Consider the following 22,238-nt stretch of genomic DNA (forward strand, 5'->3'; position numbering starts at 1 on the left):
GCTCGGCGAGAAACCGCGTTGTCAGCGGAGAGGGGAGAGGGCGAGCGCGGGCGAGGAAGCGGGGGAGAGTGGATGCCTCGGGCCGAGGCATCCAGCCGGGTCAGGAGATGGTGAGGAGCTGGTGGCCCGCCGACACGGTGGTGCCGGGGTCGGCGTTGATCGCGCCGATGACGCCGTCCTTGTGCGCCTGGATGGGCTGCTCCATCTTCATCGCCTCGAGCACGACCACGAGGTCGCCCTTGACGACCTGCTGACCCTCTTCGACGGCGACCTTCACGATCGTCGCCTGCATCGGCGACTTGACCGCGTCGCCCGAGGCGCCGGCCACGACGGACGGGGCGTGCGAGCGCCGCGACGGCGGTACGGCGGCGGGGCGTCCCGACACCCCGGGAGCGGGCGCCACGCGATCGGGGAGGCTCACCTCGAGGCGCTTGCCTGCGACCTCGACGACCACCGTGTGGCGCGCCTCGGCCGGCTTGGGCGACTCGAGCTCGCCGTCCCACGGTGCGATGTCGTTGACGAACTCGGTCTCGATCCAGCGCGTGTACACGCCGAACACGCCGTCCTCGGCGGTGAAGGCGGGGTCGCGCACGACCTTGCGGTGGAACGGCAGCACGGTCGGCAGCCCCGCGACCTCGAACTCGTCGAGGGCGCGACGGGAGCGCTCGAGCGCCTCGGCGCGGTCACGGCCGGTGACGATGATCTTCGCGAGCAGAGAATCGAAGGCGCCGCTCACGCTGTCGCCCGCGGTGACGCCGGAGTCGAGGCGGATGCCGGGGCCGCCGAACGTCTTGAAGACGTGGATCGGGCCAGGCTGGGGGAGGAATCCACGACCCGGGTCCTCGCCGTTGATGCGGAATTCGATCGAGTGGCCGTCGGGCTGCGGGTCGTCGTACCCGAGCTCCTCGCCCTCGGCCAGCCGGAACTGCTCGCGCACGAGGTCGATGCCGGTGACCTCCTCCGAGACCGGGTGCTCGACCTGCAGGCGCGTGTTCACCTCGAGGAACGAGATCGTGCCGTCGGCGCCGATCAGGAACTCGCACGTGCCCGCGCCGACGTAGCCGACCTCCTTGAGGATGGCCTTCGAGGCGTCATACAGGACGCGGTTCTGCTCAGCGGTGAGGAACGGCGCGGGCGCCTCCTCGACGAGCTTCTGGTGGCGGCGCTGCAGCGAGCAGTCGCGCGTCGAGACGACGACGACGTTGCCGGCGGCATCCGCGAGGCACTGGGTCTCGACGTGACGCGGCTTGTCGAGGTACTTCTCGACGAAGCACTCGCCGCGGCCGAAGGCGGTGATGGCCTCGCGCGTGGCCGACTCGAACAGCTCGGGCACCTCGTCGATCGTGCGGGCGACCTTGAGGCCGCGTCCGCCGCCGCCGTACGCGGCCTTGATCGCGATCGGCAGGCCGACGGTCTCGGCGAACGCCACGACCTCGTCGGCGCCGGCGACGGGGCCGGGAGTGCCGGGGGCGAGCGGGGCGCCGACCTTCTCGGCGACGGCGCGAGCGGTCACCTTGTCGCCGAGGGCCTCGATCGCCTCGGGGGACGGGCCGATCCAGACGAGACCCGCCGCGATGACGGCGCGGGCGAAGTCGGCGTTCTCGGCGAGGAAGCCGTAGCCGGGGTGCACGGCGTCGGCACCCGAGCGACGGGCGACCGACAGGATCTTGTCGATCGACAGGTACGTCTCCGCACTCGTCGCGCCGTCCAGCGCGTAGGCCTCGTCGGCCAGACGGGCGTGCAGCGCGTCGCGGTCCTGGTCGGCGTAGACGGCGACAGACGCCTTTCCGGCGTCACGGGCGGCGCGGATGACGCGAACGGCGATCTCGCCGCGGTTGGCAACGAGAACCTTGGCGATCTGAGGCATGGATGCCAGCCTACCGACGCAGTTCCTCGGTCTTTTGAGCGCTTCGTACAAGAACCGAAGAGAAACGTGGGATTCCTACTACAAAGCGGCTGTGCCTTCGACCGAGGGGTCCGTGGTGTTCCACAGGTCGGTCCACTCCACGCCCAGCTCGCGGACCAGCAGGCGCAGCGTCGACACCGACATGCCCACGACCGTCGACGGATCCCCCTCGACGCGCGAGATGAACGCCCCGCCGAGGCTGTCGACGGTGAACGCACCGGCCACGTGCAGCGGCTCGCCGGACGCGACATACGCCTCGATCTCGGCATCCGTCACGTCCTCGACGAACGAGACGGATGCCGCGGCCGTCGCGTGCACCTCGCGCGGCGGCTCCGCCGGCGAGACCCGCACGACCGCGTGCCCGGAGTGCAGCACGCCCGTCCGCCCGCGCATCGCCTTCCAGCGGGCGGTCGCGTTCTCGGGCGTGTAGGGCTTGCCCAGCACCTCGCCGTCCAGCTCGAACATCGAGTCGCCGCCGATGACGATGCCGTCGAATTCCGGGATGTCGTCGTGCAGCCGCGCTGCCACGTCCGCGGCCTTGCGCCGGGCGAGCAGCAGCACGTGCTCGTCCGGGGCGAGGGTGCGCTCCTCTGCAGCCTCGACCGCGGCGACCACCGCCTCTTCGTCGACGTCGGGGGCGAGGGTCAGGGGGCGGATCCCGAACTGCCGCAGCAGCATGAGCCGGGCGGGCGAGGTCGAGGCGAGGCAGACGCGCATGACCCCCACCGTACGCGGCCGACCACGGCGAGGATTCAGGAGAAACGCCGAGAGCCGCGCGTCGTGCCGCAGGTTCGATGCGGGATGTCCTGAGTTCTCGACATCGCGCGCGGCGTAGGCTCGACGGGTGAGTGCAACCGGCGACGTCATCGACCTCGAGATCACAGGTGTGGCGCACGGCGGGGTGTTCGTTGCCCGCCATGAGGGGCGCGTCGTGTTCGTGCCCGACGCCATCCCCGGCGAGACCGTGCGTGCGCGCCTCACCGACACGACGAAGAAGTCGTTCTGGCGCGGCGAGACGCTCGAGGTCCTCGACGCCTCGCCGCATCGGCAGCCCCATGTGTGGCGGCAGGCCGATGTCGACGTCGAGCCCGAGAACCGTCCCGGCGGCGCCGACTTCGGCCACATCGAGCTGTGGCACCAGCGCGAGCTCAAGGCCCGCGTGCTGCGGGACGCGCTGCAGCGGTTCGGCGGTATCGACTCTCCTGCGGTCGGCGTGGAGGAGGCGTCGGCGACGGGTGCGGCGCTCGCCGCCGAGACAGACGACGGCACCGGCTGGCGCACCCGCCTCAGCCTGCACGTCGACGCCGACGGCCGCATCGGTCCGTACGCCGCACGCAGCCACCGGGTGATCCCCGATCTCGACTTCCCCCTCGCGACCGAGCAGGTCGAGCGCGCCGCCATCGAGCTGCGCAGCGGCGAGCCCGGCCGCATCGACCTCGTGCAGCCCGCCGACGGCCGCGTCCGCGTGCTGCCGCGGCCCGAGCGGAAGGGGCCGGTGGCCCGCCGTGGCCGTGGAGGGCGCCCCGCCGTGCGCGGACCCGAGACCGAGGTGGTCGTCGAACGGGTCGGCGGCCGCGACTTCCGGGTGGATGCCGGCGGCTTCTGGCAGGTGCACCGCCTGGCCGCGCACTCGCTCACGCAGACGGTCACGGCGGCGCTGCAGGGCATCCGTCCCGACGGACCCATCCGCCGCGACGGCGGCCTCTGGATCGATCCTGATGCCTGGCACCTGGACCTCTACGGCGGCGTGGGCCTGTTCGCGGCGACGCTCGCCGACCTCGGTGGCCCCACGACCCGCGTCACGAGCGTGGAGTCCGACGAACGGGCCACCGAGCACGCCGGCGAGAACCTCGCGGAATCGGTCGGCGCCCGTGCCGAGACCGGGCGCGTCGACCGGTGGCTGGCGCGCCTCGCGGACGAGGCATCCCCCTCGGAACGCGAGCGGCTGTCACGCGGTGTCGTGCTGCTCGACCCGCCCCGCGCCGGCGCCGGACGCGAGGTCGTCGAGCACATCACGGGCCTCGCGCCCGAGACCGTCGTCTACGTCGCGTGCGACCCCGTCGCGCTGGCGCGCGATGTCGCGACGTTCCGCGCCGGCGGGTACGAGCCGGCGCGGATCGACGCGCTCGACCTCTTCCCCAACTCCCACCACGTCGAGGCCGTCGCAGTCCTCACCCGGTCGGGCGGCTCTCGCTAGGCTGGCGGCATGACGCACGTGGCCCTCATCGACGACCACGAGTCGGTGCGGCTCGGGCTGGAAGCCGCATGCGCGCGCATCGCCGACATGGAGGTCGCCTTCTCAGGCAACACGGTCACCGAGTACCTCGGCTGGCGGGTGCGCACGCGCGGGGCGCCGGCCGACGTGGTGGTGCTCGACCTGACGCTCGGCGACGGCACGACAGTCACCGAGAACGTCACGCGGCTGGTGCGCGACGGCTCGAGCGTCATCATCCACAGCGTCGCCGACCGTCCCGCGGCCGTCCGCGAAGCGCTCGCCGCGGGAGCCGCGGGCGTCGTCAGCAAGTCCTCGCCCATCGGCGACGTGATCGCCGCCGTGGGCACCGTCGCGCGCGGCGAGCCGCTCAACAACGTCGAGTGGGCCAGCGCCGTCGAGGGCGACCGCGACTTCGCCGACGCCCAGCTGGCGGCGCGCGAGCGCGAGGTGCTGCGGCTGTACGCCGCCGGCCTGCCGCTGAAAGCCGTCGCCGACCGCCTCGGGATCGCCTACTCGACCGCCAAGGAGAACATCACGCGCATCCGGGTGAAGTACGTCGAGGTCGGCCGGCCGGCGCCCACCAAGATCGACCTGCTCCACCGCGCGGTGGAGGACGGGCTCATCGACGAGCCGGCGTCCGATTCGGGGGACATCGCGCGTGGCCGCTGACGGGCAGACCGCGGTGCTCGACACCGCGTGGGCCCAGATCCCGCACTCGCGCGAAGCGACGGCGGGCATCGGATCCTTCACGCGGTCGCGCGTAGAGCGCATCATCTCGCTCGTAGCGGGCGGTCTCGGCTCGCTCATCGTCGGCGCCCAGGCGTTCGTCACGGCGCTGGGGCCGTCCGATGAGCGGCCGGGCTGGCACGAGACACTCATGATCGCGGTGTTCGGGTCGCTGAGCATCATGATCCTGGCGTGCGTCATCGGCCGCGGTGTGCGGCTCGCGGCGGGCGGGTTCGCGCTCGTGTACATGCTGGCGCTCGCGGTATGGCCGATCGCGACGGCGGGCATCGCCCCGCGGACGCTCGACGAACCGTGGATCTGGTACCTCGTCAACCTCGCCACCCTCGCCGCGGTGCTCGCCTTCCCGTTCCCGCTGCAGATCGGGTGGACGATCCTCGCCCCCGTGCTGTTCGGGCTCGTGCGGCTCGTGCAGGGCGGCTTCGCCGCCGACTACTGGATCGCCGTGAGCCTCGACGTGTCGTTCGCGCTGATCCTCGGCGGCGTCATCCTCACCCTCGGCTGGCTGTTCCGGTCGGTCGCCGTGAACGTCGACGAGACGCGCGCCCGGGCGGTCTCGTCGTACGCGCGCGCCGCCGCCGCGGATGCCGCGGAGCAGGAGCGGGTGGCGGTCGCCGCGCTCATGCACGACAGCGTGCTGGCCGCGCTCATCGCCGCCGAGCGGGCGACCACGCCGCGCGAGCGCACGCTGGCCGCGGCGATGGCGCGCGAGGCGCTCACGCGACTCGCCAACACCGAGCAGGATGCGCACGAGGGCACCGACGAGCCCCGCGACGCCTACCAGCTCGCCGATGACATCGAGGCGGCCGCCGGAGAACTCGGCGTCGAGGTCGACGTGCAGCGCGACATCGCGCCCGGCAGCCCGCCGCTGCCCGGCCGTGTCGCCCGGGCGCTGTCGCTGGCCGCCACGCAGGCGATCGCCAACGCGCTCCAGCACGCGGGCGGTGCCGGGCTCGGCGTCGCGCTCTCGGCGAGCGAGGGCCGCGTGCGCGTCGACGTGCACGACGCCGGCGAGGGGTTCGACCTCGATGCCGTGCCCGATGACCGGCTCGGCATCCGCGCGTCGATCGTGGCCCGTGTGGCCGCCGTCGGCGGCAAGGCCGACCTCGAGACCGACGCGCACGGCACGGCCGTGCATCTCTCGTGGCAGGAGAGTGCGTCGTGATCAGCGTCAAGAACGTCCTCATGCTGCTGGCGGTGGCCTTCACCGCCTATCTCGCCGCACGCGGCCTGTGGTGGACGACGGGGGAGGTGCGCCAGCCGCTCATCGTCGTCGCCGCCCTCGCGCTGTACCTCGTGACGACCTGGCTCTGCGTGTTCTGGGAACCCACCTCGGGCTACGTCCTGGCTGCCGGCTCCGACGACGAGGGGCCACGCGAGACGTCCGCCGACGTGCGGACGCAGACGGCCATCGACGGCATCCGGGGGCCCCGCTCGCTGCCGCCGGCCGCGCAGGTGCTCGCGCTGGCGTGCGCGGCGATCGTGCCGACCGCGATCGCTCTGGCGGTGGATCCGGGCGATCGCACGGAGCCGTTCGCGACGTGGTACCTGGGCGGCATCGGTGCACTCATGACGATCGTGATGGTCCGTCGCCGGCCCTGGACCGCATGGTCGGGCATCGTGCTGCTGACGATCGCGTCGATGGCGTGGATGGGCCCGTTGGGTGCCTTGTCGCTGGGCCTCGTCGGCTCGGTGGTGTGGGTGGCGTGCGCGCAGCTGCTCGTGCTGTCGATGGACCGTGCCGCGCGCGACACGTCGCGCCTGACCCGGCTGCAGCGTGCGGCCTCGGCCTGGCAGACGTCGCAGGTCGTCCGCCAGCGCGAGCGGCGCGTGCAGGTGCAGAAGGCGCTCGCGGTCGCCGGCCCCGTCCTGACGCGCACCGTCGCGCACGGGGGGCACCTGACCGACGCCGACCGCCTCGAGGCCCGTCTGGCCGAGGGGCGGCTGCGCGACGAGATGCGCGGCCCGCGCCTGCTCGACGACGATGTGCGCGCCGAGCTGGAGCGCGCGCGGCGCCGCGGCGCCAACGTGACGGTGCTCGACGAGGGCGGCCTGGACGGCGTGGACGACGAGACGCTGAGCGTGATCCGGGCGCAGCTGGCCGAGACGCTACGTTCGGCGAGCTCCGACCGCCTGTACATCCGCACCTCACCGGACGAGCGGATCGCGGTCACGGTCGTCGGACGCTCGATGTCGGTCGGCGGGCCGAGCGACGAGGACAACGTCGACCTGTGGCGCGAGATCCCTCACCCCGGCCGCTGAACGCGAGAGAGGAAGGGATGCCGGGCGCCCGGCATCCCGTGAGCCACGGGGCGCGGGGGACGAAGCCGGCTTCGTCCCCCGCCTAGCAGGGGGAGGGGAAGCCAGACGGGGAACGTGACCGGAGGAGGCGAGGGGCGGCGAAGCCGCCCGCCCCTCGCCTGGCGGACGGTTACCCGAAAACCGTCCGCATGGCCGGATCCGGGTCATCCGCCGAGCGGATTCGGATCGGCCGAACGCAGAAGCGTTCCAGCGGTACAAGTATCTCCAGGCCGCAAGCGGTCTGTCTGTAGGTATTTCGGGGGACAAAGCTGTCCGCCGGCTGGACCGGCGGCCCGGCGACCGCCGGATCAGCCGAACCGGCCCCAGCCGAGGTCGCGGTTGAGGGGCTGGCGCATCGACCGTGCCGACAGCTCCCAGCCGCTGCGGCAGCGCGGCTCCTCGGCGACCGCCTCGGAGGCCTCGCCGGTGTACGCCTGGCTGACGACGGCGATGAGGGCCGCCAGCTCCTCCTCGGTGGGCGTGCCACGGCGCACGTCGATCGTGACACCGGGGTCGCCGGCATCCGTCTCGTCCCTTGCGATGCTCACAGCGGGATGTTCCCGTGCTTCTTGGGCGGGAGGCTCGCGCGCTTGCCGCGCAGGGCGCGCAGGGCCTTGGCGATCGAGACGCGCGTCTGCGCGGGCTCGATGATGCCGTCGAGCTCGCCGCGCTCGGCGGCGAGGAACGGGGATGCCACGTTGTAGGTGTATTCGCTGGCCAGACGCGCCCGCACGGCGGCCACGTCTTCGCCCGCCTCTTCGGCGCGCTTGATCTCGCCGCGGTACAGGATGTTGACGGCGCCCTGGCCGCCCATGACGGCGATCTCGGCGGTCGGCCACGCGAGGTTGATGTCGGCGCCCAGCTGCTTGGAGCCCATCACGATGTACGCGCCGCCGTAGGCCTTGCGCAGGATGACCGTGACGAGGGGGACCGTGGCCTCGGCGTAGGCGTACAGTAGCTTCGCGCCGCGGCGGATGACGCCCGTCCACTCCTGGTCGGTGCCGGGCAGGTAGCCGGGGACGTCGACGAGCGTGACGATCGGGATCGAGAACGCGTCGCAGAACCGCACGAAGCGGCTCGCCTTCTCGCCGGCCTCGATGTTGAGCGTGCCGGCCATCTGCGACGGCTGGTTGGCGATGATGCCCACCGAGCGCCCCTCGATGCGACCGAAGCCGATCACGATGTTGGGCGCGAACAGCGGCTGCACCTCGAGGAAGTCCTCGGAGTCGACGATGCCGCGGATGACCTGGTGGATGTCGTACGGCTGGTTCGGCGAGTCCGGGATGAGCGTGTTGAGGGCCCGGTCGGCGTCGGTCGTCTCGAACTCGAAGCCCGACTCGTACACGGGCAGCTCGGCCATGTTGTTGTCGGGGAGGAACCCGAGCATCGAGCGGACGTAGTCGATCGCGTCCTCTTCGTCCTCGGCGAGGTAGTGCGCGACACCCGATCGGGTGTTGTGCGTGTGCGCACCGCCGAGCTCCTCCATGCCGACGTCCTCGCCGGTGACCGTCTTGATGACGTCGGGGCCGGTGACGAACATCTGGCTCGTCTTGTCGACCATGATGACGAAGTCAGTGAGCGCGGGGGAGTAGACGGCGCCGCCCGCCGCGGGTCCCATGATGATCGAGATCTGCGGGATGACGCCCGACGCGGCGGTGTTCAGGCGGAAGATCTCGCCGTACTTGCCGAGCGCGATCACACCCTCCTGGATGCGGGCACCGCCCGAGTCCAGCATGCCGATGATCGGGATGCCGCTGCGCAGGGCGAACTCCATGACCTTGATGATCTTGTCGCCCGCGGCCTCGCCGAGCGAGCCGCCGAAGGTCGAGAAGTCCTGCGAGTACACGGCCACCGTGCGGCCGTGGATCGTGCCCACGCCCGTGACGACCGAGTCGCCGTACGGCCGGGAGCGGTCCATGCCGAACGCGGTGGTGCGGTGGCGCACGTACTCGTCGAGCTCGACGAAGCTGCCGGTGTCGAGCAGCTGCTCGATGCGCTCGCGGGCGGTGCCCTTGCCCTTCGCGTGCTGCTTCTGCTTGGCGGCGTCCTCGGGGTCGAGGACGGCCTCCTGGTAGCGCGCGCGGAGGTCGGCGATCTTGCCGGCGGTCGTCGAGAGGTCGGGCTGCTCGGTCACGGATTCCACCCTATCGGCGGGCTCCCGCGATCCGTTGGAGGGTTCGCACAAGGGGTCGCGGCATCCACTGTCACCTTCGCGCCGAAACAGTCAGTCTGGCAGCCGGGATCCTCACAAGATCTTCGACTCGCATCTGTCCGCCCACCGGGCGGTGCGGCTAGGGTCGGTGCCACGGTGTCAACACGGTCGAGACTTGTGAGAACAGGAATGGCGCGGGCGGCGGTGCTCGCGCTCTCCGCGGTGCTGAGTGTGGGGATGGGCCCGGCCCCCATGCCCGAAGCATCGGAGTCGACTCCGTCGGACACGCGCCCGACGCCGACGCCAACCCCCGCACCGACGCCGACGCTCGCACCGACGCCCAACCCAACCTCGGCGCCGACACCCACTCTCACACCGACGTCCCCCCAGCCGCCAACCGCGCCGACTACATCGCCGACGGACTCGACCCCCGAGATGCCGTCGCCCCAGTCGCCTCCGGACACGCGAGCTCTCCAGGCGCCCGCCACCGCCGTGATCCCGAGCGCACCACGCCTGTCGGGTGCCAACCGCATCATGACGAGCGTCGCCGCATCCCAGCATGCCTTTCCGAGCGGTGCCGCCACCGTCCTGGTGGCATCGGGATATGCTCCCGCCGACGGAGTCATCGCGGCCGGTCTCGCGTTCCACCTCCAGGCACCGCTGCTGTATGTGGACCCGGCAGCGGCGCCCGCAGCTGTGCAGGCTGAGATCGCGCGCCTGGACCCGGGTCGCGTGATTGTAATAGGAGGGCCGTCCGGCGTCAGTGATGGCGTCATCGGTGTGCTGCGCACCATCGTGCCCGACGTTCAGCGCTTCGCCGGGGTCAATCGCTATGACAGCTCTCGGCAGGCGCTGGTCGGGCTCGCCACCCGGATCGAAACGGTCTATCTCGCGAACGGGACGGCATTCGTGGATTCTGCGCTTGCGTCGGCTGCCGCCACCACCATCGATCGCGCCACGCTCCTCGTCGACGGCATCCAACCGAACGCCGACGTCGCCACGATCGATGCGCTCCGCCGCGTCGGCGCTAGTGAACTCGTCATTGTCGGCGGATTCTCGACAATCGGACAGGGGTACGAGCAGTCGCTCAGGGCCGCGGGGTTCACCGTGTCGCGCCGCGTCGCCAGCGATCCGTATGCCGAGACGGTCCTCATGGCAGTCGATCAGCCCCAGTCGCCGCAGCGCGCGATCATCGTGAACCCGCAGACGACTCCCGACCTTGCTGTCGCGTCTGCGCTCGCCGCCGCATCGGGGCAGCCGCTCTTCTACGCGGTCGAACCATGTACACCCGACACGGTCGCGGCGCACATCGCTGCAGCGAGGATATCGGTCACCGCCGTCGGCGGACCGGAATGGCTGGGGCAAGCAGTTCTCGAGAACCGGTCGTGCTCCTCGGAGAAGTCACTTCGGGAGTCTCAGCTGAATCAGGCTATCCGGGACACGGCTGCGCGATACCCCGGCTCGTTCACGGTTTCCGTGCATCAGCTCGACGGCCTTGGCGTGACTACCGATGTCGGAGGAGGTCTCCAGCGCGAACCGGCGAGCATGATGAAGATCTTCGCGGCCTGGGCGGCACTTTCACGGATCGAGCGGGGGACTGCGCGGTTCGACACGGTGCTCGCCTCGGGAATCGACGTTGGTACGTGCATGTACGTGATGATCCATGCATCGGACAACTATTGCCACGCGGATATCGTGCACTGGATCGGCATTCCACAGATCAACGCCATGATCCGTGGCGCCGGCTTCACCAACACGTACTACGGAAGCGTCCCGACCGGAACCAGCGTGCTGTACGCGGGCAACAGAACCACCACCAACGATCTCGTCGGCATGGTCGAACGACTCGAAGAAGGCACCATTCTTTCGCGGCCGTTTGCCGATCACCTCCTGAGTCTCATGCAGGGGCAGATCTGGCGAGCGCGTATCGCGTCGGGGATTCCACCAGGCGTCTGGCAGGCGAGCAAACCGGGGTCGCTGTGGGTGGCTTCGGGACTTCTGCAGGGAGACACCGCCGAGGTGAGGGGGCCGAGATCGTCATACGTGCTCTCGGTCATCGGCGACGATGCCCCCTCGCAGGAAGCGTTCCGTGCTATCTCCCGGACGGTTTACGAATATTTCAACGGATCATTCGGGCAAGCCGCGTCATATCCCGCTGAGCAGATGGTGACCGTTCGTGCGACAGCCCTGCGCACATCTCCCGGGGGGCCGATGACGCTCGTCGTTCCCGCCGGCGCGGCCATCCAGGTCGTGGATGCAAACCGGGTCTGGTACAAGGTGTACTACGGTCAGCGAGAACTCTGGACGATCTTCACGGATCTGCGTAACCGCTGAGCCAGGCGTAGCGTGAGGTCATGTCGTTCCCGTCGGAGGGCTACCCCCTCGCCGCCGCCCTCAGCCCGCGCGTCCAGGTCGTGCCGACGACCGACTCGACCAACGCCGACGTCGTGCGCCACGTCACCGAGGCGCCCGCGGAGTGGCCGCACCTCTCGCTGCTGCTCACTACCGACCAGCGGGCGGGCAGGGGCCGTCTCGATCGCACGTGGGTGACCCCGCCCGGCTCCGCGCTCGCCGTCTCGGTCGTGGTCGACGCCGCCGCCATCCCGCCGGCAGCGCGGGGCTGGATCCCGCTCGTCGCCGGTGCGGCGATGACGCGTGCCGTCGCCGCGCAGCTGTCGGGCACGTGGCACACGACGAGGCTCAAGTGGCCGAACGACGTGCTCGTCGACGGTCGCAAGGTGTGTGGCATCCTCGCCGAGATCGTCCCCGCTCATCCCGACGTCGTCGTGATCGGGGCGGGGGTGAACACGCGGATGCCCGAGACCGATCTTCCCGTCGACACCGCCACCTCGTTCGCGGCGCTGGGCGAGGTGTGCGACAACGACCGCCTGCTCGCGGACTACCTGGGAGCGCTCGCCGAGCAGCTCGAGGCGCTCGCCTCCGCGCACGGGGATGCGGCCGCCGCCGGCGTGCTGGCCGAGGTCGAGGCACTGTGCGGCACGGTGGGCGCGGATGTCGCGGTGTCGCTGCCGGGCGGCGAGACGCTGCGCGGGCGCGCGCAGCGCATCGACCCCGATGGCCGGCTCGTCGTGGTGCAGGACGGCGAGTTCGAGAGCGCGGTGTCTGCCGGCGACGTCGTCCACGTCCGGCGTGCCACCTGACGCGACACGGCCGTTTCGCAGGCGCGTGTCGGCGCCACCGGTCACAATGGACCCATGACGCAGCCGATGGGACTGGGCGGCAGACCGCTGACCCCGGCCCCCGGCGCGCCCACGCCCGAGCTGCTGGTCGCGAAGTTCCGCGGCCACGCGCGGCGCCTGTTCTGGTCGGCGCTGGTGCTGATCGCCGTCGCGGGCGCGTGCGGCTACTTCTACGGCAACCTGCCCGCCGGTCTGCAGAATTGGATGCTGCTGGCCGCAGCCGCCGGGATCGTGCTGCTGCTCGTGGTGCTGCCCTTCCTCACGTGGTGGGGCCATGTGTACACGATCACGACGCGCCGTGTGCTGGAGCGTCGCGGGGTCTTCGTGGTCAAGCGCCGTGAGCTCGCCCATGTCCGCGGCTACACGCTGAAGGTGAAGCGCGGACTGCTGCAGCGCATGTGGGGGGCCGGCACGATCACGCTCAGCAACGGCGTGGACGACCCGCTGCGTCTCACGAACATCCCCTCGGTCGAGCTGGTGCATGAAGCGCTCGTCGACCAGGTCGAGGTGAACCAGATCCTCGCGCACCGCGACGCCCAGCCGCTGCCACCGGGCCCGCCGCCTCCGCTTCCGCCGACGGTCCCGACCACCCCGCTCGCGTAGGTCCTGCATCATCCCGCGCGTGCGGGATGATGGAAGCAGGCAGTCGAGAGGGAGTCGCATGACGCTGCGAGTCGGAGTCGTCGGGGGCGGGCAGCTGGCCCGCATGATGATCGCGCCGGCGGTCGAGCTCGGAGTGGAGCTCCGCGTGCTCGCCGAGGACGCCGGGATGTCGGCATCCCTCGCCGCGACGGCGGTGGGCGATTACCGCGACGCCGACACGGTGCTCGAGTTCGCGCGCGATGTCGACGTCGTCACGTTCGACCACGAGCACGTCCCGCAGGACGTGCTCGCGACTCTCGTCGACGCAGGCGTCGCCGTGCACCCCGGCCCCGACGCGCTGCGCTTCGCGCAGGACAAGCTGCTGATGCGCGCGCGCCTGCAGGAGCTCGGGATGCCGCAGCCCGACTGGGCGGCCGTCACCGATGCCGACGAGCTGCAGGCGTTCATCGACGACCACGGCGGCCGCGCCGTCGTGAAGACACCGCGCGGCGGGTACGACGGCAAGGGCGTGCGCGTCGTGTCGGCCGGCACCGAGGCCGAGGACTGGTTCGCCGCGCTCGCCGAGGACGCCCACGGCGGCGCTCTCCTGGTCGAGGAGCTCGTCGACTTCACGCGGGAGCTCGCGCAGCAGGTCGCCCGTCGGCCCTCAGGTGCGATGCGCGCGTACCCGGTGGTCGAGACCGTGCAGCGCGACGGCGTGTGCGCCGAGGTGATCGCTCCGGCACCGCACGCGGGGGAGCGGCTTCCGCAGGTGGCCGCGCAGATCGGCACCGCCATCGCGGAGGGCTTGGGGGTGACCGGGATGCTGGCGGTCGAGCTGTTCCAGACCACCGACGAGCGTCTGCTCGTGAACGAGCTCGCGATGCGTCCGCACAACAGCGGCCACTGGAGCCAGGACGGCGCCGTGACCGGACAGTTCGAGCAGCACCTGCGTGCCGTGCTCGACTTGCCTCTGGGCGACACCGCGCCGGTCGCCGACTGGTCGGTGATGGTCAACATCCTCGGCGGCCCGACGGAGGGTGCGCTCGATGAGCGCTTCGCCGCCGCGATGGCCGAGCACCCCCAGGCGAAGGTGCACACGTACGGCAAGGCGCCGCGCCCCGGGCGCAAGGTCGGCCACGTCAACGTCGTCGGCGACGACCTCGACGACGTCGCGTACCAGGCGCGGGCCGCGGCATCCGTGTTCCTCGATTGACGCCGGACGGCCGCGCCGTTGCGGGGATCTTCCAGCCATGACCCCTACCCTTGACGGGTGACCGGCGCGCTCGAATCCCCCTTGCACTCCTCCGAGACACCGCTGGTCGGGGTCGTCATGGGCTCCGACTCGGACTGGCGGGTGATGAGCGACGCGTCGCAGGCGCTCACCGACTTCGGGATCCGGCACGAGGTCGAGGTCGTGTCGGCGCACCGCACGCCCGACAAGCTCATGCGGTACGGGCGCGAAGCGCGCGCTCGAGGCCTGCGCGCGATCATCGCGGGCGCCGGCGGCGCGGCGCATCTCCCGGGCATGCTCGCCTCGGTCACGGCCCTGCCCGTCATCGGCGTGCCGGTACAGCTGGCGACCCTCGACGGCATGGACTCGCTGCTGAGCATCGTGCAGATGCCGGCCGGCATCCCGGTCGCCACGGTCTCCATCAACGGCGCCAAGAACGCGGGTCTGCTCGCCGCCCGCATCCTCGGCGCGGCAGACCCCGAGGTCGCCGATCGCGTCGAGGCGTACGCGCGCGACCTCGAGACCCAGGTCGAGCTCAAGAACCGGCGGCTCAAGGAGTCGTTGTGAGCGTCGCGAGCCCGCCGCGTCACACGACCCGTCCCGCCGCGGCGGCGGTCGTCGAGGAGCGCCCGCTGCGGCATCCGGATGCCTCGTCCCGCGCGTTCATGACCAGGCGCGGGTGGTGGCTGGTCGTGCTCAACTTCCTCATCCCCGGGTCGGCGCAGGCCGTTGCCGGCAACCGCAGGCTCGGAAAGTTCGCACTGGGCGCGACGCTCGTGATGTGGACCGCGCTCGTCGTCACGCTGCTGTTCGCCCTGCTCGCACCGACGGCCGGGCTCAGCATCATCACCGGCGCGTGGCTGCCGGACTGGCTGGGACTGCTGCGACCGCTTCCCCTGCTCATCGTGCAGGGTGCCATCATCGCGTACGGCCTGCTGTGGATCGTGCTCACGATCGACACGCTGCGCCTCGTGCGCCTCGTCAAGACGGGCACATGGGCGCGGTTCGGCATCGCGCTGGTGGCGATCGGGCTCCTCGTCGTCAGCAGCGGCACCGCCGCGTGGGCGCAGGGCGCGGTCGGGTCGGTGCGCAGCGGCGTCGGGATCTTCCGGGCGACCGGGCCCGTCGTGCCTCCGGACGACGGCTACTACAACATCCTGCTGCTCGGCGCCGACAGCGGCGAAGGCCGCGACTCGATGAGGTTCGACAGCATCTCGGTGGTGTCGATCAACGCCGAGACCGGCGCGACCACGATCACCGGCATCCCTCGCGACATGCCGAACTTCCCGTTCGCCGACGGTCCGATGAAGGACCGGTACCCGAACGGGCACGAGGGTCACGCCGACCCGACGTGTGGGTGGGGGAGCGGCATCAACCAGCTGCGCACCGAGGTCGAGGTGTGCCAGGACGGGAACGAGCTGTACCCGAAGGCGATCTCTGAGGCGTCGGAGCCCGGCGTCGAGGCGACGAAGGACGCGGCCGAGGGCATCCTCGGCGTCAAGATCCCGTACTACGTCTTCATCGACATGCACGGGTTCGCGTCGCTCGTCGATGCGCTGGGCGGTGTCGACATCAACGTCACCGAGCGCCTGCCGAAGGGGGGACCGCCCGAGGGCGTCGACCCGCACGACGTCGACGCGTGGGCGACCGGTTGGATCGAGCCCGGCCAGCAGCACATGGACGGCGACACCGCCCAGTGGTACGCCCGCTCGCGCTACACCACGAGCGACTTCGACCGCATGCGACGTCAGCGAGAGCTGCAGGAGGCGATCCTCGCGCAGTTCAAGCCCGACGTCGTGCTGACCCGCTTCAACGAGGTCGTCGCGGCGGGCACGGACCTCGTCAAGACGGATCTGCCGCAGTCGCTCATCCCGACGCTGGCCGACCTCGCGCTCAAAGCGAAGGAGCAGCCGGTCAAAACGATCGAGCTGACGCCTGCCGGTGGCATCGACGAGTTCGACCCCGACTACGCCTACATCGCCGAGCTGATCCAGTCGACGCTGCATCCGCCGGCGCCGACTCCGTCGGGGGAGTGATCGTGGTCGCCACACTGCGCGTCGTGCTCGATCAGCTCGTCGCCCCTACCGAACCCGAACTCGCCGAGGCGTCGCGCGAGCTCGCGCGCGCGTTGGTGATTGGTGCGCCTGCCGGCTGCGAGGTCGAGGCGATCGCGCCTTCGGGGTCTGACGCGTTGTCGGGCGCGGTTCCAGGTTTGGCGGGTGTGCGGCGTACGGCCCTGCCGCGACGGGAACTCGCCGCCGCCCTGCAGCTGGGCGTCGGAACCGGCATCGGCGGCGGCATGATCCACTCACCGTCGCTGTTCGCCCCGCTCGTGCGTCACGACCGCGTGCACGACCACGACCAGACCGTCGTGACGGTGTGGGACCTGCGCCCGTGGGAATCGCCCGCCGAGCTGCCGCGCGGCGTCGCGGCGTGGCACAAGGCAATGCTGAAGCGCGCCGTCAAGCATGCGGACGCTGTCGTGGTGCCGACGCACTCGCTTGCCGGGAGGCTGCTCGAGATCGCGCCGGGACTGGGTGACAGGGTGCGGGTGATCGCGGGGGCGTCGCCGTCGGGATTCGCTGTGCCGGTGGACGAGATCGGGCGGCGTCGTGAGCTCGGCTTGCCGGAAGGGTTCGTGATGATTGCCGGCGGTGCGCTGGCATCGGAGGGATTGGATGCCGGATTCGCAGCGGTCGCGGCATCCGGGGTGGACCTTCCTGTGGTCGTGCTCGACGTCGAGGAGGGGCACGAGCCTCTCGTCGCCGAGGTGGCTTCGGCCGCCGGCATCCCGGAGCGACGGCTTCACGTCCGGGGCGTGCTTTCGGTGGCGGATCGGGCGGCCGCGTTCGGCGGGGCCGTTGCGCTCGTCGCGCCGTCGCGCCGTGCTGCGTTCCCGTGGCGCGTCGTCGACGCGCTGACGCTGGGGGTCCCGGTGATCGCCGCGGCGTCCGCCGTGCACGACGAGGTCGTGTTCGACGGGGGAGTGCTGGTGGCGGGTTCGGATGCATCCACGTTGGCTGCGGGGCTGGGTTCGGCTTTGGCTGATGCGCTCGGGTCGACGGCTGCGGCCGATCGGCTCGGCGTGCTCGCGGGCGACCGCGGGCGCGCGTTCTCGTGGCGCGAGGCCGCGGACAAGGTGTGGGCGCTGCACGCCGAGCTGTAGGCGATTCAGAGCCACCGCCGGAACCCCTTCGAGTCACGTGAGAACGTCGTGTTGATGCGCCCAATACGCCGACGATGTTGTACTCACTGGTCACATCCGCCACACTGATCACATGGCGGGGGCTATGAGAACGGGTGCGATCGCGCCTAGATCGTTCAGAATCGGGCTGATCGGGGCGGTTTTCACGTTGATGTTCGGTCTGCTGGCACCGGTTGCTCCGGCCGCGGCCGCTGCACCGACTGACGCGGCCACGGCCGTCGGCTCGTCGATTGTTCCCAGTGCCGATCTGACGAAGTTCCAGCCTGGCAACATCGTCAGCGACGCAGTGTTCTTCCAGAGGGACTCCATGACGGAGGCGCAGATCCAGGCGTTCCTTGAGCAGAAAGTGCCGAGGTGTCAGGCCGGATACACGTGCTTGCGTGACTGGTACGACACCTCGCGGACGACGGCCGCTGACGCCATGTGCGGGGCGTACTCAGGTGGAGTCCGCGAGCGTGCTTCCCGCATCATTTTCAAGGTGGCTCAGGCGTGCGGCATCAACCCGCAGGTGATCCTGGTCATGCTCCAGAAGGAACAAGGACTCGTCACTCACGTATGGCCGAGCGACTGGCGCTACACGATAGCGATGGGCCAGGGATGCCCCGACACAGCGGCGTGCGACACGCGGTACTACGGGTTCTTCAACCAGGTTTTCGGCGCGGCATGGCAACTGAAGCGCTACGCCAATCCGCCGGGAACAAGCCAGTACTTCACTTGGTATGCCCCGGGGAGGACCTGGAATGTCCGGTGGCATCCCAACGTTGCCTGCGGATCCTCACCCGTATACATTCAGAACCAGGCAACGGCCGACCTCTACTACTACACGCCGTACCAACCGAATGCCGCGGCGCTGCGAGCTGGCTACGGCGAAGGCGACGGCTGTTCCAGCTACGGTAACCGCAACTTCTACCAGTACTTCACGGATTGGTTCGGTTCGACCCAGACCCCCGCCAACGCGTGCGCGCAGCCCGCCTCGGTGTCCACGTCAAGTGGCGAGTTCGTGGTCAACGTCGCGTCACTCAACGCTCGCCTAGCTCCGACGACGGCGTGCGATCCGCCAGCTGGATCGCTGAGTCAAGGCACGGTCGTTACGCGCACGGGGACAGCCGGCGACTGGTCGCGGATCCGCATCGACGGAGCGACGTTTTGGGTAAGCAGCCAATACCTGTCGCCCGCACCCGGGGCGACGTATACCGCCACGCGGCTCGCAGGAGTGAACCGCTACGACACGGCCGTCGCAGTTTCCAAGGCGGCTTATCCCGCCGGAACCCGCAAGGTGTACGTCGCGTCCGGGACCGAGTTTGCCGACGCCCTTGCTGCCGGGGCCGCAGCCGCCAAGACCGGCGCCTCCCTGCTACTGACTGAGCGGGATCTGGTTTCCGGCAGCGTCCTGGCCGAGATGCAGCGTCTGGCGCCGACGTCCGTGGTCATACTGGGAGGTCCCGACCGTATCTCGACCGCAGCTCAGGCGTCCATCGCAGCCGCGGTTCCCGCTGCGATGGTGACGCGGATCGCCGGAGTCGACCGCTACGAGACGAGCCGCCTGATCGCAGCCGAGGCGTTTCCACAGGCGACGGCGGCCTACATCGTGACAGGCACGCGTTATCAAGATGCGGTGGCTGCCGCCGCGCTGGGCGGGGCAGTCGGGGCGCCGGTGATGCTGGTCCAGGGTTCGGACGCGACGCTTGACGCGGGGACCGCGGCGGCGCTGCGTGCGCGAGGAGTGAAGTCCGTAACGGTCGCGGGCGACGCTTCGGCGGTGAGCGCCGGAATCGAGGCGGGCCTGCGAGCGGCCGGAATCGCCGTGACGCGGATCGGCGGCGCGAACCGGTACGCAACGAGTCTGCTGCTCAACCAGGCGGTCTATCCGAAGGGCGCGCCGACGGTGTATCTCGCCACGGGTACTGACTTCCCCGACGCGCTCAGCGGCTCGGTGCTGGCGGCCATCACCAAGTCCCCGCTGGTGACGACTCCGGGAAACTGCCTGTCCGGTCCCGCGAAATCGTGGTTCATCGTCAACAACGTTCAGAAGATCACACTCGTAGGCGGCGAGCCGACGCTCAACGCTGACGTCGCGCGTTCGACTCGCTGCTGACGGTCAGGGCCGTAGGCGGCGCCGGCGGCCCACACCTTCAGCAGCGGGCGGACTCGATGTTGTGTCAGGGACGCAGGTAGGCCATGAGCGACGCGTCGGCATCAGTTGGCACGAACCCTGCCCCGATGATCTTGGACAGGTCCAGCACACTGTTCGCGGGACGTGGGGCGATTGGCGCTGGGGCGGCGGAGAAGTACTCCTCGGTGGAGACGCCCGTCACACGGTGAGGATCGTGGCCTGACAGCTCGAACACACGACGAGCGATCCCTGCCCACGAGCAGGGCTCGCCGGCGCCAGTGAGGTTGTAGACACCGTACGGAGAGTTGCTCTCGATCAGGTGTCGGATGCCACGGGCGATCTCGTCGGTGAAAGTCAGTCGTCCCACCTGGTCGTCGACAACCTTCGGATCGACACCTCGATCCGCAAGCGACGCCATCGTGCGGACGAAGTTGTTCCCCTGGCCTATGACCCACGACGTGCGGACGATGTAGTGGCGGGGCACGGTCGCCACGGCGACATCCCCCGCGGCCTTTGTCTGGCCGTAAACCCCGAGCGGTGAGTAGGGCTCCTCTTCAGAGTGCTCGCCGTCATGTGTACCGTCGAAGACGTAGTCGCTTGAGACGTGTACGAGGGTGATGCCGTTCTCTGCGGCGATCCGACTGAGTAGGGCTACACCGTTGACGTTGGCCGCCCATGCGTCGCGGCGCCCCTTCGGTGTCTCGGCGAGGTCCACTGCCGTGTACGCGCCGGCGTTGATGATGACGCCGTAGTCGCGCCACCGTCGTGCGGAGCCCAGCCCCGGGGAGGTGAGGTCCAGTTCATCGCGGGACGTGAACTCGACATGCCTCGCGTCGGCGAACTCCGCGCGCAGCGCGCGCCCCAATTGACCGTTCGCGCCCAGCACGAGCGTCTTGCGCGGTTGCATCGGCATGACGTCCGCCAGGCGCGGGTGGGCCAGGTCCTTCGCCGAAATCTCCACCTGGTCCAGAGCAATGGGCCAGTCGATGCTGATCGTCTCATCCGCGAGGTTGAGGAACGTATACGTGGCGTCAGGCGACCAGTGATCGTTTACGAGGTAGACGTAGGCGGTGTCAGCTTCGAGCGTCTGGTAGGCGTTACCGACCCCGCGGGGGACGAAGATCGCGCGCGAGGGGTCGATCTCTGCGGTGAACACCTTTCCGAACGTCGGGCCTTCTCGCAGGTCGACCCACGCTCCAAAAATCCTGCCGGATGCGATCGAAACCCATTTGTCCCAGGGTTCGGCGTGGATACCGCGGGTGGTCCCCACCGCGTCGTTAAACGAGATGTTGTTCTGCACGGGTCCGAAGTCCTGCAGCCCCAGCGCGGTCATCTTCTCGCGCTGCCAGTTCTCCTTGAACCACCCGCGGCTGTCGCCGTGGACGGGGAGGTCCCAAAGCACAAGCCCGGGGATGCCGGTCTCGACCGAAGCAAGTTGTTTGCCGAACTCCGTCATCACTGGCCCTTCGTGGCGTAGAACGCCTCGGTGGCGTCCTTGGCGGGAGCCCACCAGTCCTCGTTCTTGCGATACCAATCGATCGTGGCTGCCAGCCCCGCCTCGAAATCGCGGTAGGCAGGCTGCCATCCGAGTTCCTCGCGCAGGCGGGTCGAGTCGATGGCATAGCGCAGGTCGTGGCCCGCTCGATCGGTCACGTGGTCGTAAGCGGCGGCATCCTGTCCCATCAGGGTCAGAATCAGCTCGACGACGTCCTTGTTGTTCTTCTCGCCGTCCGCGCCAATCAGATAGGTCTCGCCGATTCGACCCTTATCGAGAATCGTCAGCACGGCGGATGAGTGGTCGTCCGCGTGGATCCAGTCGCGTACGTTCTCGCCCTTGCCATATAGCTTCGGACGGATTCCCCGCAGCACGTTTGTGATCTGCCGGGGGATGAACTTCTCCACGTGCTGGTAGGGACCGTAGTTGTTCGAGCAGTTCGAGATCGTCGCCTGGACGCCGAACGAGCGCACCCACGCGCGGACGAGGAGATCGCTTCCTGCCTTGGTTGACGAGTACGGACTGGACGGGTTGTACGGCGTGCTTTCGGTAAAGCGCGCAGGGTCGTCCAAATCCAGGTCGCCGTAGACCTCGTCCGTCGAGATGTGATGGAAGCGGGTGTCGTGGCGGCGCGCGGCTTCGAGCAGGGTGTAGGTCCCGATGATGTTCGTGTCGATGAACGGGCGGGGGTCGTTCAGCGAGTTGTCGTTGTGCGACTCCGCGGCATAGTGGACGACGGCGTCGGCCTCGGCGACGAGGCCGTCCACCAGGGCGGCGTCCGCGATGTCGCCTTTCACGAAGGTCACGCGCTCCTCGGGGAGACCGTCAAGAGACGCCAGGTTGCCGGCGTACGTCAGCTTGTCGAGCACCGTCACGTGATCGTCGGTGTGGGCGACGACGTGGTGGACGAAGTTCGAGCCGATGAACCCGGCTCCGCCGGTCACGAGGAGTTTCCGCATGCCACAAGATTACTGGCAGCCGCCTCGCCGCTCGTGCGGCGACCGCGCTGCACTCAGGATCTCCCGGGCATCGGTCGAATAGGCTAGGCGACAGTGCGCTCCTCGACACGAGTTTGCGGCACGGATCATGCG

General features: G+C 69.8%; 18 protein-coding genes. 12 read left to right on the forward strand and 6 right to left on the reverse strand.

Annotated elements, in window-relative coordinates; all coding sequences use genetic code 11:
• Window positions 1-100 precede the first annotated feature (100 nt).
• Window positions 101-1,867, reverse strand: coding sequence for an ATP-binding protein (locus tag JNB62_RS12870; protein ID WP_220301285.1), 1,767 nt, complete (start codon window positions 1,865-1,867; stop codon window positions 101-103).
• Window positions 1,868-1,945: 78 nt separating this feature from the next.
• The gene (locus JNB62_RS12875) at window positions 1,946-2,623 is read right to left on the reverse strand and encodes a Maf family protein (RefSeq protein WP_220301286.1); all 678 of its coding nucleotides are present in this window, start codon (window positions 2,621-2,623) and stop codon (window positions 1,946-1,948) included.
• A 127-nt stretch (window positions 2,624-2,750) separates the two neighbouring features.
• On the opposite strand from JNB62_RS12875, the gene JNB62_RS12880 reads away from it, so the two are divergent.
• Genes JNB62_RS12880 through JNB62_RS12895 form a run of 4 tightly spaced genes read left to right on the forward strand, consistent with a single transcriptional unit; the run spans window position 2,751 to window position 7,127 of the window.
• Window positions 2,751-4,103: a class I SAM-dependent RNA methyltransferase gene (locus tag JNB62_RS12880; RefSeq protein WP_220301287.1), complete on the forward strand. Its 1,353-nt coding sequence runs from the start codon at window positions 2,751-2,753 to the stop codon at window positions 4,101-4,103.
• A 9-nt stretch (window positions 4,104-4,112) separates the two neighbouring features.
• A complete protein-coding gene (locus JNB62_RS12885; protein WP_220301288.1) occupies window positions 4,113-4,790 on the forward strand; it encodes a response regulator in 678 nt (225 codons plus the stop codon).
• On the forward strand, window positions 4,780-6,030 hold the full coding sequence (locus tag JNB62_RS12890) for a sensor histidine kinase (protein ID WP_220301289.1): 1,251 nt from the start codon (window positions 4,780-4,782) through the stop codon (window positions 6,028-6,030). The genes JNB62_RS12885 and JNB62_RS12890 overlap by 11 nt, the downstream gene beginning before the upstream one ends.
• Window positions 6,027-7,127 (forward strand): hypothetical protein, encoded by a 1,101-nt coding sequence (locus JNB62_RS12895; protein WP_220301290.1) that lies wholly within the window; start codon window positions 6,027-6,029, stop codon window positions 7,125-7,127. Before JNB62_RS12890 ends, JNB62_RS12895 begins: the two co-directional genes overlap by 4 nt.
• A 347-nt stretch (window positions 7,128-7,474) precedes the next feature.
• Here JNB62_RS12895 and JNB62_RS12900 read toward each other — a convergent pair whose 3' ends face one another.
• Both JNB62_RS12900 and JNB62_RS12905 read right to left on the reverse strand, forming a co-directional pair.
• Window positions 7,475-7,714 carry an acyl-CoA carboxylase subunit epsilon gene (locus JNB62_RS12900; RefSeq protein WP_220301291.1) on the reverse strand — a complete coding sequence of 80 codons (240 nt, stop codon included), beginning with the start codon at window positions 7,712-7,714 and terminating at the stop codon, window positions 7,475-7,477.
• Window positions 7,711-9,300 (reverse strand): acyl-CoA carboxylase subunit beta, encoded by a 1,590-nt coding sequence (locus tag JNB62_RS12905; RefSeq protein ID WP_374450915.1) that lies wholly within the window; start codon window positions 9,298-9,300, stop codon window positions 7,711-7,713. Before JNB62_RS12905 ends, JNB62_RS12900 begins: the two co-directional genes overlap by 4 nt.
• A 453-nt stretch (window positions 9,301-9,753) precedes the next feature.
• Between JNB62_RS12905 and JNB62_RS12910 the strand changes: the two genes are divergently transcribed.
• The 8 genes from JNB62_RS12910 (at window position 9,754) to JNB62_RS12945 (ending at window position 19,634) form a co-directional block, all read left to right on the forward strand.
• Window positions 9,754-11,652 carry a serine hydrolase gene (locus JNB62_RS12910; RefSeq protein ID WP_223231127.1) on the forward strand — a complete coding sequence of 633 codons (1,899 nt, stop codon included), beginning with the start codon at window positions 9,754-9,756 and terminating at the stop codon, window positions 11,650-11,652.
• Window positions 11,653-11,672: 20 nt separating this feature from the next.
• The gene (locus tag JNB62_RS12915; RefSeq protein ID WP_220301295.1) at window positions 11,673-12,479 is read left to right on the forward strand and encodes a biotin--[acetyl-CoA-carboxylase] ligase; all 807 of its coding nucleotides are present in this window, start codon (window positions 11,673-11,675) and stop codon (window positions 12,477-12,479) included.
• A gap of 54 nt (window positions 12,480-12,533) precedes the next feature.
• Window positions 12,534-13,121, forward strand: coding sequence for a PH domain-containing protein (locus JNB62_RS12920; RefSeq protein ID WP_220301296.1), 588 nt, complete (start codon window positions 12,534-12,536; stop codon window positions 13,119-13,121).
• A gap of 58 nt (window positions 13,122-13,179) precedes the next feature.
• Complete coding sequence (locus JNB62_RS12925) at window positions 13,180-14,316, forward strand: 5-(carboxyamino)imidazole ribonucleotide synthase (protein WP_220301297.1); 1,137 nt, start codon at window positions 13,180-13,182, stop codon at window positions 14,314-14,316.
• A 117-nt stretch (window positions 14,317-14,433) separates the two neighbouring features.
• Complete coding sequence (gene purE, locus JNB62_RS12930; protein WP_220301342.1) at window positions 14,434-14,901, forward strand: 5-(carboxyamino)imidazole ribonucleotide mutase; 468 nt, start codon at window positions 14,434-14,436, stop codon at window positions 14,899-14,901.
• On the forward strand, window positions 14,898-16,370 hold the full coding sequence (locus tag JNB62_RS12935) for an LCP family protein (RefSeq protein ID WP_220301298.1): 1,473 nt from the start codon (window positions 14,898-14,900) through the stop codon (window positions 16,368-16,370). The genes purE and JNB62_RS12935 overlap by 4 nt, the downstream gene beginning before the upstream one ends.
• 2 nt (window positions 16,371-16,372) lie before the next feature.
• The gene (locus JNB62_RS12940; RefSeq protein ID WP_220301302.1) at window positions 16,373-17,500 is read left to right on the forward strand and encodes a glycosyltransferase; all 1,128 of its coding nucleotides are present in this window, start codon (window positions 16,373-16,375) and stop codon (window positions 17,498-17,500) included.
• A gap of 112 nt (window positions 17,501-17,612) precedes the next feature.
• A complete protein-coding gene (locus JNB62_RS12945; protein ID WP_220301304.1) occupies window positions 17,613-19,634 on the forward strand; it encodes a cell wall-binding repeat-containing protein in 2,022 nt (673 codons plus the stop codon).
• Between the two features lie 64 nt (window positions 19,635-19,698).
• On the opposite strand, the gene JNB62_RS12950 is transcribed toward JNB62_RS12945, so the two are convergent.
• Together JNB62_RS12950 and rfbB are read right to left on the reverse strand one after the other, a co-directional pair.
• Entirely contained in the window at window positions 19,699-21,108 is a 1,410-nt protein-coding gene (locus tag JNB62_RS12950) for a sugar nucleotide-binding protein (RefSeq protein WP_220301305.1), read from the reverse strand.
• Window positions 21,108-22,106, reverse strand: coding sequence for a dTDP-glucose 4,6-dehydratase (rfbB, locus tag JNB62_RS12955; RefSeq protein WP_220301306.1), 999 nt, complete (start codon window positions 22,104-22,106; stop codon window positions 21,108-21,110). The genes JNB62_RS12950 and rfbB overlap by 1 nt, the downstream gene beginning before the upstream one ends.
• Between the last annotated feature and the right edge of the window lie 132 nt (window positions 22,107-22,238).

This window comes from Microbacterium jejuense, from assembly GCF_019511665.1.
In the GTDB taxonomy this organism is placed as follows: Bacteria; Actinomycetota; Actinomycetes; order Actinomycetales; family Microbacteriaceae; genus Microbacterium; species Microbacterium jejuense_A.